We start from the raw sequence: 13,502 nt of genomic DNA on the forward strand, positions 1-13,502 counted from the left end.
ATCTTACCGATGGTCATTTTTATGTTCATTTAAATATGATGGAAATTATTTTTTCCGTAGTCATCGCACTATCCACCACATATGTTCCAGGTCGTAATCCGTTGGCCTTGCCTTTCTTTTCAACCGCGTCGGAAAACTCATTGGCATTTTTGATGACTTTTGCTTTTTGCAGGTTTTTACCCACATCGATGCTTGTCGAGCCTTTAGACACAGTAAGAACTGTACGGTATATGATTTTTTCCGTTGGTTCTTTTACCGTTTCTTTTTCCGCCTCCGCCTTATCTTTAACCGACTGTGCTTCAGCAATCTGATCTTCCCATTCTTTTTCGGAATGTATGACATACCCTTCTGAAGCCAGAGACTCTTTCATTTCATCTTCTGATAGTTTCTCAGACGTGCCGGTCGCTTCACCTGGACCAAAGAAGTACACTGCACCGCATAAGCCTGCGGCAACAACAAGGCCTCCGGCAAAGCTGCGCATTGATTTAGATGTCATTGGCCACATTTCTCCTTTCATTCGTCGTTTTCATGTAAGGAGTAAGCATCCGTTCTATTTCTTCTTCCGGCTGTTTTGTCTTAAGTGCAATGCTTTCAAATGAATAGCCTCGCTTATGTAGGTCGAGTACTTCACGCAACATGTTTCGCTTTTCGGAAGACATTGCCAAAATGCCTGCCTCTTGCACCGTAATTTCAGCATCTATCTCGATGTTCCTGATTTTTTCCTGTAATACATTCATTTCATCCCCAAAAGTGCTGGCAATCTGTTCCAATTGACTGTCCACTTTTACAGAGTCCTTTTTAATAAACGATAAAATGAACAGTAATACTGCTGCAGCGAACAAAATGATCAGAGCCCATTCCATCATTCTATGTCCCTCCTTAATCTTTGAATCTACTATCTCGCCTTCTAATTATATATTGATTTGTTCCAAAACTCGATTTAAAAGTACTAAATACCACATTAGTCACGTAATTATGACAAAAAAAGGCGCGGGAAGGTCATCCATAACTATTAATAATGAAAAAACGAAAAATAAAGCTTCCATTTGAGGACCATTTTACCATAATTCATTCATCATTCATACCACTATTGGTTTATTAAGGTAAATGATCTGTATTTCGACTCCTCATACTTCGAGAATTTTCCAACACATATAACAGGGCGTTCCATTGATCATCCACATGTGTCACTGCGTTTACTTTTCCCTCAAAAAGGTCCAAGAGTATATTAAATGACAAACATGTTTCCAAACGATAAGATATATATAGGTTCCTTTTCCTATTTCATTAATAAATACGATTTTACAGTGCCATTTATTTATTGGTGCAAGATAATAAGGAGGAAACAATGAATATCAAAATAAATAATATACCCGGTTTCATGCAAAACGAAATCGAACAACTTCAATTAAAGTTGTCCCCGTTGTTGAAGAAAAATATGAAATACGGTTTTTTTTCAACGGTGATGATAGGCTTTTCCATCATTAATCTTTTTTTTCTCTTATTTAAGAACGACTCTTTACCCATTTCGAAAATCGCACTTGGAATCTATGCATTGGTGGGAGCTGTAGGATTTGCCTTATTAAAAGAAAACAAACACAACCAAAGAGAAATAGTGAAAATGAGTCAAAAATATATGTTGGAGAGAATCAAAAAAAGCAACTATTTAACAGATGCCAGAAAAAATAACTACTTTAAACGAGTAAATGAGCAACCGCTTACTGCCATGAATGTTTTTTTTGAGTTTCTTGCTGAAGAACAACAATGGAAGAACAAATCCTCCCACTCCGAATAAATAAAAGGAAGTTCGCAAATTTCATAACAAATAAGGCAAAAAAGGCGGCACAAAAAAAACAACTCAACCAGTATGCTCCGGTAAACTGCCGAATCACACTGGTTGGTTGCTTAGGTTTTTTCATTTACAAATTCTCCATGAACATTCCTTTTTTAGTGCATTCCAATTGAGAGCTCAGTGGTTAGTTCTGGAGCTTATTTTCAATGAGTTCATGAAAATAGACTGCAGCATGTTCTGTTGGAGAAAAGATTCCATTTGTAAATGCCTCGGAACTTAATCCTTTTTGCAGTTTTTCCACTAGATCAAAATCTTCCTGCCGTACTTGATCAACAAATTTAAAATATTCTTCTTTTTCTATGGTTGTTTTTTCATCTAAGGAATAATCCCGATAAATACCTAACGACGTCACAGCATCAACGGGAATTACTTGAATAGTATTCACGTTTCCGTCTCCTGGATAAACGTTAATCATCATATTTGGCCAAACCCAATAAAAACGCGCTTGGTCCCCTTCGCCATTCTTGCTTGCTGTCATATATTGATAGGTGAATTTGTCATGTGTCGTTGTGCAAAAGTTTGCTAAATCAAAGGATTTAGCAAAGCCAGGATGAGCAATGGAACAATGATCACATTCAAGGTAATTGTCAACAACTGCCTTCCAATTAGCTTTTACCACACGGCGGGTTTCCCTAACTAGTTTCAGTGAATCAAAGAATGGATACTCTTTCATTTCCTCTAAAAATTCCCGATATGCTTCTGCCATAGGGGGTGCATTTTTGTCAAGATTGACAAAAATCATGGCATTCTGAACTTCTATGCGAATGGATTTCATACAGCTGTGTAACCCCAGCTCATTCGTTTTAAAATTAGGGGCTCTATTTACACTTCCATCTAATTTGAACGTCCATCCATGGTATCCGCATTGTAAAATTTTCTTATTTCCTTTATCGGCGTTTTCTACTTTCATTCCGCGATGAGGGCAAATATTGTAGAAAGCACGCAGTTCACCATCGGTCCCGTGAGAAACGATAATAGGCTCTCCGGCGATATCCAATGTCATGAAATCTCCTACCTTTTCCACTTGGCTTGCATGCCCCGCCAAAATCCAACTCTTTCTGAAGATCTTTTTGCTTTCTTCATTGAATACCTCTGGATCGACATACCGTGAATAAGGCAGTGTTGGGCTGAACTGTACATTTTCTTTCGTGGACATTTTGAAATCCCCTCCTGTTTTTGATCTAATTTACAAGTTTAAAAACGCTTAATTCTATTTTAGTTATATCCGATCCATATAGACTGTCTTGACTTCTGTATAGAATTCAACGGCACTCTTCCCTTGTTCACGGCTGCCCGCACTTGAACTTTTACATCCGCCAAATGGCATTTGCGGTTCGGTTCCTGCCGTTTCCGAATTGACATGAACAAGACCCACTTCAACATCTTCAATAAACCGTTGAGCCAATGTTAAATTGTTTGTACAAATTGCTGCGCTCAATCCATACTCTGTATCATTTGCCATCTTAACTGCTTCCTCATAATTTCCAGCCTTAAAAAGGGCGATGACTGGTCCGAAGATTTCTTCACGCGCAATGCGGGCATGTTGAGGAACATTTTCAAAGATTGCCGGCTTGACATAAAAACCATTCGCCAATTCCGCTTCTTCGGGGATCTCCCCTCCGCATAAAAGTGTAGCTTCTGATTTCCCAACATCGATCATTTCAAGCACGCCATCGCGTTGTGATTTAGATACAGCCGGACCTATATATGTTTCTTCTTTGAGCGGGTTGCCCACTTTTAATTCTTTCGTACGTGCGACAAGCCGTTCCCGGAACCCTTCATAAATTCCTTCCTCCACAATCACCCGGCTAGTGGCTGTGCATTTTTGCCCTGTGGATTTAAAAGCTCCGCCTATAGCTATTTCCACTGCTTTTTCAAGATCAGCATCGGCGAGGACGACAAGCGGGTTTTTCCCTCCCATTTCCGCTTGCACTTTCTTTCCATGTTCAATGGCTTGTTTTTGAATTTGCTGACCTACTTGATTCGAGCCCGTAAAAGATATAGCCTTCACATCAGGATGTTCCACTAATGCAGCACCAATGACGGAACCCCTTCCGAATACACAATTGATGACACCGGGCGGAAGACCCGCTTCATCAAATGCCTTTAGCACATGATGGACAGACTTAGGTGTAAGATCAGCCGGTTTAATCACGACTGTATTCCCGTAAATCAGGGCCGGCGCCAATTTCCATACAGGGATGGCGATAGGAAAGTTCCATGGTGTAATCAAACCCACCGGCCCGAGCGGCGTGCGGGTAGTATATAAAAATGTATTGGCATTGGCTGAAGGAATTACTTCCCCGAGTGGCTGCCGAGCTTCAGCAGCATAATATTCAAGTATGCTGGCAGCCCGATTGGCTTCCCCCATCCCTTCCAAGAATGTTTTCCCTTCTTCCTTTATCAAATCTTGACCTACTTCCTGCATGTTCTTTTTCAAAATATCAGCTGCTTTTTGCAAATATGAAGCCCGTTGCTGAAACGAAAGTTTTTTCCATAAAGGGAATGAACTTTTTGCGGCTGCCACTGCATCATGTAAATCAGCCGCCGCACTAGATGGAAATTCTCCTAAATTTTCACCATCATGGGGACTAAGATTTTCTCTATACTCCCCTGTAGTGGGTTCTTTCCATTTTCCATTAATATAATTTAAGTAACGCATACTATTTCCTCCGTATTCTATTATTCTACTTCTCTAAATTATAGGTTTTGCTTTTAACTGCACTTCTAAATGAATCTTAAACGACCGTATTCTTATATCTTGCATATAATAATCACTATTGAATAAAATCATTGGTCTGTTCAGTTGTTAAGGCTGGCACCTCGACGTTCCTTCGCGCATATCTGAAATAGTAAAATATATAGCAAGCAACGACGAAGCCCAATCCCCAATACAACGAAGTTCGCTGTGTCGGATCATAAGCGGTGAACACGAAAATACCTAGACACATAATGATGCAGAGAATCGGGGCAAACGGGAAAAAAGGTACTCTAAACTTCAGATTTTCAACCTTTCCGCCTGCTCTGATATACTGCTTGCGGAATCTGTACTGTGCGAACGCAATCGCCATCCAAGTAAGCACCCCTCCAACCCCGCTTATGGAAAGCAGCACAACGAATAACGTTTCTTCCGCTACTACACTAGTAAGCAGAGACAGCAAGGCAAAGACCATGGTGACTAGTAAGGCGTTCATAGGTACACCGCGCCGATTGAGCTTTCCAAATGAAGAATGTGCCATACCGTTTTGAGAAAGGGAGAAAAGGATTCTTGTACAAGCAAACAGACCCGTGTTTCCTACAGAGAGGACCGCCGTTAAAATTACGAAATTCATAATGTCTGCTGCATAAGGAATGCCTACCATTTCAAACACGGTAACAAATGGACTTTCCAGTACACCGACTTCTTTCCAAGGAACGATGGCCGATAGAACAAAGATTGCCAGTACATAGAAAAGCAGCACACGTATTACGATGTTTCGAATCGCTCTCGGAATGCTTTGTTGCGGGTTTTCCGTCTCTCCTGCTGCAACACCCATGATTTCCGATCCCTGGAAAGCATATACGACTGTCATCATCGATATAAAAACACCCGTGAACCCTGTAGGAAATAGTCCATCTCCTATAAAATTGGAAAGGAACGGGGCAGGTTGTGCATCCTCCATATGAATCAATCCAAACATCGCTGCTGCACCGATAATTATGAAGAGAATGACGGCAAGCACTTTAATCCCGGAGAACCAATACTCGGTCTCTGCAAAACTTCGCGTAGTCAATGCATTTATAGTGAATAAAAGGACCGTAAATATCACACACCATATCCATACTGGTATATCGGGAAACCATCTGGTCATGAGCAAACCGGCCGCTACAAATTCCAGGCCTACGTAAAGAGCCCAGCTTAGCCAGTAAATCCAGCCAATGACAAATCCAGTGGCGGGACCAATAAATTTCGTTGCATGGACCTGAAAGGAACCGGACACCGGCATCACTACCGATAATTCACCGAGACAAATCATCGCCAAGTACATTAATAAACCACCGACCAAATAGGCAACAATCGCTCCTAAGGGTCCAGCTTCACCGATTGCATATCCTGATCCCAGGAAAAGACCTGTTCCAATTACCCCACCTAAGGAGAGCATGAATAAATGTCTGCTCTTCATTGAACGCTGTAATTCTTTTGGCTGATTTTCATCTTCTGTTTGCATGAATTCCCCCCCGTTCCTGATTGATAAACTGCTTGAACACTTTCATGATTAACACAAGTTAACGAGAGTTCCCCGATAACGCTTCGGAAGGCACTGCATATTCCGGCAAGTCGCTGATTGTCGGTTTAAATATTTCATAAGCTACTTCTCTTTGATATTTTTTTTGTTTTTTTGCTTGAGTAAACAAATGATACGTATTTTTCCTGCATAGTTTTTCTATATCATCGACGACAGCTTGTGGATTTGGTTTAATCAGTCCGAAAATAACCGCATCATAAAATCTTATCGCCCCCAGGTTGGCAACGAAATCATTGACAACATCTATTCCTCTTTGTCTTATGATTTCGTCTCCCTCGGGAGAAAGGGGAATGTTTGCCGCCTCCACAATCAAGCTCGCTTTTACGCTTTTGGCATTGGATATGTGGATGACATCCTCCAATGCGGACGGAATTAAAATGTCGCAATCTATGTCGAGCCATTCCGTGTTTGGCCTTACATCATAATGCGGTTCAAAAAAGGCTTTATCCATTTCCCCGTACATATTCTTATGATCAATAAGCTTTTGGACATCCAATCCTTCATCACACGTTACCAAAAGGGCTGCATCGGAAATTCCCACAACTTTATAACCTAACTGGAACATTTTCAATGCGCAGCTTGCCCCTACACAGCCGAATCCTTGAATGACAACTCTTGCTCCACCTTTTCCGTTTTTAAATTTCCATGCCTCATCTGCGGAGAAAGCCACACCATAGCCTGTTACGACATCGTTTAAAAACAACCCGTCGATTTTTGTCGTCAACAGTTCATCGAAATCTTTTATCCCTTGCAGAACATTCGGATTCTGCTTCATTGATTTCGTTAGGGGGATATCAATGCCAAATTCATTAAATATTTTGAGTACATCTTCATATTTGGTACCTAAATCACTGCCTAACGATACCCCTATATCTATATAAGGCATCATCGCAATCAGAAATCTTCTTAACACTGCATATGCGTCTGGCGCTTTATAATCATAGRCAATGCCCGCTTTACAACCGCCAGTCGTCTCAGACTCACAGGCTACATACTTATAAGCCATCGCCTCGGCCAGCCTTTCGACCTCTTCTCTTGTAACCGTTGGGTGCATTCTTGTACCGCCGCCTGTGTATCCTTTTACAAAGTTATGGACGACCAGCCAGCCTTTAGCATCTGTTTCCGTATCATTCCATTCAACAACTATATATGGTTTTAACAACTATGATACCTCCCTTACATGCCTTTTATTGGGTCCTGCTAACTTCCAAAGTTAATTATTAGACATTAACTTTTCGTATACTTCCTTCTTGTCCTGGCCTACAGATAGAATCTTTGGATTGACTGCAACTTCTATTACAGACGGCAGCCCTGAAGCAATCGCCCGTTGCAGCGCTGGCRCAAAATCAATATTTTTTTCAACCTTTTCACCATGTGCCCCAAATAAGCGGGCCAATCCAGCAAAATCAGGATTAGATAAGTCAGTTCCAACAGCCCGGTTTGGAAAATGCCTTTCTTGATGTGCTCGAATTGTTCCGTAAATATTGTTGTTCACAACAATTGATATGGTCGGAATTTTATACCTTACAGCGGTTTCAATCTCTTGGAGAGTCATCATGAAGCCACCATCCCCCGAAATAGAAACAACATGTTTGTGAGGCTGCGCCAGTTTTGCCCCAATAGCAGCAGGCAGTCCATATCCCATTGCACCCGACGTTGGCCCCACGTATGTGTTTTCTTGTTCAAAACGATAATATCTTGATAGCCATCCAAAAAAGTTGCCTGCATCATTTGTAATGATGGTATCCTTCGGCAGACAGACAGCCAGATCATGCATCAATCCGTCCATATCCACGAAATCCTCTGTGTAATCGGCCTTCAGTTCAGAAAATTCCAAATATTTATCGTGCAATTCTTTTAGATGATCTTCGCCTGAAATAAAAGATTCTGATTCTGGCGCTTGCAGTGCTTGTTCCAAAAAGCTCTTGGCATCCGCTTCAACGGCAAGAGAAGGAGCATACACTTTACCAAAAATATCGGGACAAATATCCACATGGATCAGCTTTGAATTTTTAGAAAGCAAGGTGTAATCTTGTGTTCCTACTTGAGAGAATCGTGTCCCTAATGCCAAAACTACATCTGCATCCCGGATTGCATCAAGTAAATATTGAGGTGTCCCAAATCCAAGCCACCCTGCATAGCAAGGATGTGAGTTCGGAAACGCGTCAAACCGACGGAAAGCTGTAACGACAGGAAGTTTCATTTCCTCCGCAAACTGTACAAGCAACCTGTTGGCCTTAGCATGAATCACACCTCCGCCAGCAATCAATACGGGGCGCTCCGCGTTTCGTATCGTATCCATCGCCTGCTTCACATCTTCCATATGTGGTTGAGGAGGAAGCGAGCGATATGAAGGGTTCATGTTCAACTCTGCCTCGTCTTCCAACATGTCATGCGGCAAAGCCACTAATACAGGGCCAGGACGCCCCGATCTCGCAATATGGAAAGCCCGTTGCAATAATTCCGGGATTCTTTCCACACGATCGATCTCTACCGTCCATTTACATAAATGACTGAAAAAACCCGTCAAATTCACTTCCTGGAATGCTTCCTTTTCTTTAAAAGGGCGTTCGACTTGGCCAATAAGCGCAATCAAAGGGGTTGAATCCTGAGCAGCAGTATGAATGCCGATAGCTAAGTTTGTAGCACCCACTCCACGCGTTGCCATACAGACCCCCACCTCTCCTGAAGCCTTGGCATACCCTTCCGCCATAAAAGAGGCACCTCCTTCATGCCTTGCGGAAATAAGTTCTATTTCAGGATGTTGGTATAGTGCATCCATTACACTAAGATAACTTTCACCTGGTACACAAAAAGCTTTTTTTACCCCTTCTTTAGCCATTACTTCTACGACTGCTCTTCCTCCACTGACTTTCATAATCAAGCCTCCCGCTTTCGAAAACGTGTTTTTATTCTATTAATCTATGATTATATGAATATTGGACTGATTCCCACTGTCATTTAACAAGCTTTTCCATTCCTGAAGCCTGTTTAATATCTTCTTTCATCCCAAGTGAAGTTTTTCTAGTAACTGCACTCACTCCTAAAGTTACTGCGATGTTGATGAATAATACAGCTAACCCTACATCAAGATCTTGTATGGCTTGCGGCAGAGATGGAAATAATGTAGCAAGTGTCGTACCTGATGTAGTCGAGTATACAACAATTAGAATTCCAACGATCATGCCGGCAAATGCTCCTTGAACCGTGACAGGATTCTTTTTCCACAAACTGAAAAATAGTGCTGGAAACAACTGTGCCATGAAGCTATATGCCATAAGATACAAGGTAAAAATCGACTCCCCACCATTGAACGTAAAATATAGAGTCACTATAGAAATGACAGGTACTAACATCCTGCTCAATCTTTGTAGCTGGTCATCCGATGTATTCGGCTTCCATACCTTATATACATTTTTTGAAAGTATCGTGGCCGTAGCCGTCAAAACGAGTGAACTGGGAATAAGGGCGGCCATTGCCCCTGATGCTCCAATAACTCCTACAAACCAGGGATCAAATGACATCTTCGCCATTTTAAATAAAGCTAAATCTGCTTCTGCTCCCTGTAAATTCGGAACTTGGAGAATCGCAGAAAAACCAATAAATAACGAAAAAATGATGATTATTTGATAAATTGGCATAACCCCAGCATTCCAACGAAGTGATTTCGGACTTTTTGCAGAGAACACTCCCGCTAACATATGAGGAAACATGTAGAATGCCAATGCTGTCATGATCGTAGCTGAAATAAACCAAGAGATACTCAAACCTTGTTCCGGGAAAATCAAAAATCCTTGTTTTGCTGTATCGATTGCTTCAAACATTGGCTGTATACCACCGTAATAATGAAGCGGAAAATAAATCCCCATAAAGACGACAACTGTCAGAATCATGATATCTTTAATGACCGCGGTCCACGCCACTCCATGCATCCCTGAAGCCGTTACATAAATTGTGATTGCAATTACCCCAACAACTATAGCCACATTTGGAGATATGGACCCATAGGAGGTTTCTGATACGATAATACCTAACCCTTTCAACTGCATGATCAGATATGGAATAATTGAAATGACGCTAATTACCGCCACAAGAACACCTAAAGCCGGACTGTTGTACTTTTTGTCATAAAAATCAGATTGAGAAATGACATTATTTTTTTTTGCATATCTCCAAATAGGCGGCAACAGCCAATAGGCGATTACAAAATAGAAGCAATTAAAAGCGTATAAGGCAGGAGGCATACCAGATCGATAAGCTCCGCCGCTCGCCCCCAAAAACGTATATGTCGTAAACATTTCACCTGCTATCAAAAAGAAGAGCAAAAAGCTGCCGAAGCCTCTTCCGCCAATGGCCCATTGTTCCAAACTCATATTTTTACCTTTTCGAGCTTGAAGCCCTAACCAAATACACAGAACCAGAAAGAAAAGGATAACGAGCAGGGCTTCATTCATCAGTCTTCTTCCTCCTCGGTTGCAGGATCAAGTCTATTGGCGATTATCAAAAAAACTGATGTAAGACAGACCCATAATATGGCCCAAAAAAGAACAAATGGCATCCCTAACACATAAGGTTCAATTCGATTGATAACCACAAGCGAGCCAAGTGCCGGTATTGCACTTATCACATAGATTATTTTCTTCATTTGTTCACCATCCTTATCAACAAATGCTAAACTCGAATCTTTCAAACCTCATTTGTCAGAAAATACAGATAATTATCTCTGTATGGTTACATTGACACTCCTTTAGTTAAAGGCTCATTTACAGCCCAGTTCGGTTTCACGCCAGAAAGAACTTGTTCCACCTGCATTGCGGCATGTACAGCCATGCGTACGGAACCTTCCTTCGTCAAAGCGGCATTATGAGGACTGACAATCACATTATCCAATTTAAAAAGTGGATTCCATTTATCAGGAGGTTCAACTTCAAATACGTCTATTCCGGCACCGGCAATCTCGCCTGCTTGCAAAGCGTTTACTAGATCAATTTCCTTAACCACACCGCCCCTGGAAGCGTTTACAAAAAAGGAGGAAGTTTTCATCCAGGAAAACTCACGGCTTCCTATTATTCCTTTTGTTGTTTTCGTTAACGGCAGATGCAGACTAATAACATCAGCGTTTCTGAATACCCATTCTAAATCTGTTGCTATCTCCAGCCCAGAATTCGGGCTTGCTGTAACATAAGGGTCGTAGCCAATCACTTTCATATCGAAGCCTTCGGAAGCCTTTTTTGCCAGTATTCTACCGATTCTCCCCAGTCCGATAATCCCCAAAGTCTTGCCTTCCAAGTCCATACCAAAAAGTTGATTACGGATAGCAAAATTCCCGCTGCGCAGCTCTTTGTCAGCCAAGCTTAAGTTTTTGGACAAAGATAAAATTAATGCCATTACATGTTCCGCTACAGAATTCGCATTTGCCTCTGGGGTATTTGTTACATAAATGCCACGCTCTGTAGCAGCTTCAATATCAATATTGTCCAAGCCCACTCCATACTTGGCTATTACTTTGAGGTTTTCAGCTGCTGTAATAACTTCTCTATTTATTACAGCCGTTGATCTCGTTAGTACTGCATCACAACCCTTGATTTCTTCCATAAGAATTTCTTGCGACAAATCAGATCCTACTTTAATCTTAAAGCCTTTTTCTACTAAATAACTTTTCCCCTCTTTCTCAATATCTTGAGGAATATACACTAAATGACTCACACATTCCCACCAACCTTTCATGTTAACCTTGAAGGAAAAACCTTTCCTACTACATTGTTTATATACAATTATTGTGCCAACATAAAAAACATCCGTTTATTCAAGAAAGAAGCCAATTCGTTCTCAAATTAAGAGATAAATAAAGTAAACAAATTGTTTCAAAATGAATTAATTTGTTTCATTACGTTTCAATTTGTTTCGATATTCAAATTTTTCATCTTTCTCCATAAAGTCGTCCGACTCATCCCTAACTCAAAAGCAGCTTTTCCTTTGTTAAAATTCACCTTCATTAACGTTTGAACAATTCTTTCACGCTCGGATAAATGTATCCCAGGTGATATATCCATCTCTTCGTTTTGTTCCGAAAGAAGTATTTTCTGATTATTTTTATTCGGAAAATACATTTCGATATCGTACACATCAATTATCTTGTTCTTATAAAGAGCGCATAATCGCTCACAAAAATTTTGCAATTGGCGAATATTCCCTTCCCAATTCCCTTCACTCAGCCTTTTCATGGCAGTTTCCGAAATTTTGATTTGTTTCTGATCCGAATGACCTTTCCGAATAAAGGCATTCACCAATAACGGAATATCTTCTCTGCGTTCCCGAAGCGGAGGCAATACAAGGTCCAGCACACTCAAGCGATAATACAGATCCTCCCGAAAGTCATTACTCTTTACCATTTGCATGAGGTCTTTGTTCGTCGCCGACACTATTCTCACATCAACAGGGATTACTTTATCATCACCGATGCGCATGATTTCACGCTCCTGCAGGACACGCAGCAGCCGGCTTTGCATTTTTGGAGAGATTTCTCCTATTTCATCCAAAAAAATCGTACCTCTATGAGCCAGTTCAAAAAATCCTTGCTTTCCGCCTTTCATGGCTCCCGTGAAAGCTCCTTCTGCATATCCGAAAAGCTCACTTTCCAATAAATTTTCGGGAAGCGCTGCGCAATTAATGGCAACAAATGGGTTATTTTTCCGATTGCTATGATTATGTATGCTTTGGGCGAATATTTCCTTGCCCGTTCCAGTTTCTCCAATTATAAGAATGTTTGAATCCACTTCACTATAACGTTGAGCTGTTTCAATCGTCCTCTTGATTTCCGAACTCCGATACAATATATCATCAAATGTGTACTTTGCCACATGTCCGCGTGAATGAAGCTTTCTAAAGAACTTCCCTTCCATCTCCTGAATGCGGGTAACATCTTGAAAGGCGACCATATCCCCCACTTTTTTACCTTTTAAAAATATCCCGACCTTTTTTACCGATAATTGAATGGATTGGTAAGCAACCGTATCTTTTTCGTATTCATCGTCGCTTAAAAGCATATTACGAAATGTTCCGGGCTTTATTATATCGTATACAGAATTTCCAATTAAGCTCCCCTTGGAAATGGCTAATATCTCCTGAGCGGCCGTATTGAATACGGATATTTGTCCTTTTAAATCTATTGCAATAACCCCTTCATAGGCATAATTAAGAATCGTTTGGTAACGCTTGGTCTTCTCCTGTTCCCTTCTGCTGACAAGAGCTACCCTTTTCGCCTCAATCAACGCCTGCCGAAATGATTCCTTTCCAGTATCAACCAGAATGGCCCCCAACCCTATCTCTTCTGCATATTTACAGGTACTTAACCCACTTAACAC

At 41.1% G+C, this 13,502-nt stretch carries 12 protein-coding genes; 1 reads left to right on the forward strand and 11 read right to left on the reverse strand.

All coding sequences use genetic code 11. The features are described from left to right. Window positions 1–25: 25 nt before the first annotated feature. Window positions 26–496 (reverse strand): endolytic transglycosylase MltG, encoded by a 471-nt coding sequence (locus AC1DVB_RS21215; protein WP_057277853.1) that lies wholly within the window; start codon window positions 494–496, stop codon window positions 26–28. Then, complete coding sequence (locus AC1DVB_RS21220) at window positions 486–866, reverse strand: hypothetical protein (protein WP_222619893.1); 381 nt, start codon at window positions 864–866, stop codon at window positions 486–488. Before AC1DVB_RS21220 ends, AC1DVB_RS21215 begins: the two co-directional genes overlap by 11 nt. 482 nt (window positions 867–1,348) lie before the next feature. Between AC1DVB_RS21220 and AC1DVB_RS21225 the strand changes: the two genes are divergently transcribed. Further along, window positions 1,349–1,795: a DUF5392 family protein gene (locus AC1DVB_RS21225; protein WP_063575798.1), complete on the forward strand. Its 447-nt coding sequence runs from the start codon at window positions 1,349–1,351 to the stop codon at window positions 1,793–1,795. 181 nt (window positions 1,796–1,976) lie between these two features. On the opposite strand, the gene AC1DVB_RS21230 is transcribed toward AC1DVB_RS21225, so the two are convergent. The 9 genes from AC1DVB_RS21230 to AC1DVB_RS21270 form a co-directional block, all read right to left on the reverse strand. Then, window positions 1,977–3,008, reverse strand: a complete 1,032-nt coding sequence (locus AC1DVB_RS21230) for an aromatic ring-hydroxylating oxygenase subunit alpha (RefSeq protein ID WP_057277851.1) — start codon at window positions 3,006–3,008, stop codon at window positions 1,977–1,979. A gap of 63 nt (window positions 3,009–3,071) precedes the next feature. Next, complete coding sequence (locus tag AC1DVB_RS21235) at window positions 3,072–4,514, reverse strand: aldehyde dehydrogenase family protein (RefSeq protein ID WP_057277850.1); 1,443 nt, start codon at window positions 4,512–4,514, stop codon at window positions 3,072–3,074. A 115-nt stretch (window positions 4,515–4,629) separates the two neighbouring features. Further along, a complete protein-coding gene (locus tag AC1DVB_RS21240) occupies window positions 4,630–6,060 on the reverse strand; it encodes an amino acid permease (protein ID WP_057277849.1) in 1,431 nt (476 codons plus the stop codon). A 58-nt stretch (window positions 6,061–6,118) separates the two neighbouring features. Further along, a complete protein-coding gene (locus tag AC1DVB_RS21245) occupies window positions 6,119–7,300 on the reverse strand; it encodes a Glu/Leu/Phe/Val family dehydrogenase (protein ID WP_477590819.1) in 1,182 nt (393 codons plus the stop codon). A gap of 51 nt (window positions 7,301–7,351) precedes the next feature. Beyond that, window positions 7,352–9,016, reverse strand: coding sequence for a thiamine pyrophosphate-dependent enzyme (locus AC1DVB_RS21250; protein WP_477590821.1), 1,665 nt, complete (start codon window positions 9,014–9,016; stop codon window positions 7,352–7,354). Window positions 9,017–9,095: 79 nt separating this feature from the next. Continuing rightward, window positions 9,096–10,592: a sodium:solute symporter family protein gene (locus tag AC1DVB_RS21255; RefSeq protein WP_057277846.1), complete on the reverse strand. Its 1,497-nt coding sequence runs from the start codon at window positions 10,590–10,592 to the stop codon at window positions 9,096–9,098. Then, entirely contained in the window at window positions 10,592–10,783 is a 192-nt protein-coding gene (locus AC1DVB_RS21260; RefSeq protein WP_057277949.1) for a DUF3311 domain-containing protein, read from the reverse strand. The genes AC1DVB_RS21255 and AC1DVB_RS21260 overlap by 1 nt, the downstream gene beginning before the upstream one ends. 86 nt (window positions 10,784–10,869) lie before the next feature. Then, complete coding sequence (locus AC1DVB_RS21265; protein ID WP_082609362.1) at window positions 10,870–11,865, reverse strand: hydroxyacid dehydrogenase; 996 nt, start codon at window positions 11,863–11,865, stop codon at window positions 10,870–10,872. Window positions 11,866–12,032: 167 nt separating this feature from the next. Next, a partial coding sequence (locus tag AC1DVB_RS21270) for a sigma-54 interaction domain-containing protein (RefSeq protein WP_477590824.1) occupies window positions 12,033–13,502 on the reverse strand: 1,470 nt, incomplete at its 5' end.

Source organism: Peribacillus sp. P4_D6, assembly GCF_056401795.1.

Bases quoted from the DNA above. Each gene is read 5' to 3' on its own strand.
- AC1DVB_RS21215 (WP_057277853.1), bottom strand. From the start codon at position 496: ATGACATCTAAATCAATGCGCAGCTTTGCCGGAGGCCTTGTTGTTGCC.
- AC1DVB_RS21220 (WP_222619893.1), bottom strand. From the start codon at position 866: ATGATGGAATGGGCTCTGATCATTTTGTTCGCTGCAGCAGTATTACTG.
- AC1DVB_RS21225 (WP_063575798.1), top strand. From the start codon at position 1,349: ATGAATATCAAAATAAATAATATACCCGGTTTCATGCAAAACGAAATC.
- AC1DVB_RS21230 (WP_057277851.1), bottom strand. From the start codon at position 3,008: ATGTCCACGAAAGAAAATGTACAGTTCAGCCCAACACTGCCTTATTCA.
- AC1DVB_RS21235 (WP_057277850.1), bottom strand. From the start codon at position 4,514: ATGCGTTACTTAAATTATATTAATGGAAAATGGAAAGAACCCACTACA.
- AC1DVB_RS21240 (WP_057277849.1), bottom strand. From the start codon at position 6,060: ATGCAAACAGAAGATGAAAATCAGCCAAAAGAATTACAGCGTTCAATG.
- AC1DVB_RS21255 (WP_057277846.1), bottom strand. From the start codon at position 10,592: ATGAATGAAGCCCTGCTCGTTATCCTTTTCTTTCTGGTTCTGTGTATT.
- AC1DVB_RS21260 (WP_057277949.1), bottom strand. From the start codon at position 10,783: ATGAAGAAAATAATCTATGTGATAAGTGCAATACCGGCACTTGGCTCG.
- AC1DVB_RS21265 (WP_082609362.1), bottom strand. From the start codon at position 11,865: ATGAAAGGTTGGTGGGAATGTGTGAGTCATTTAGTGTATATTCCTCAA.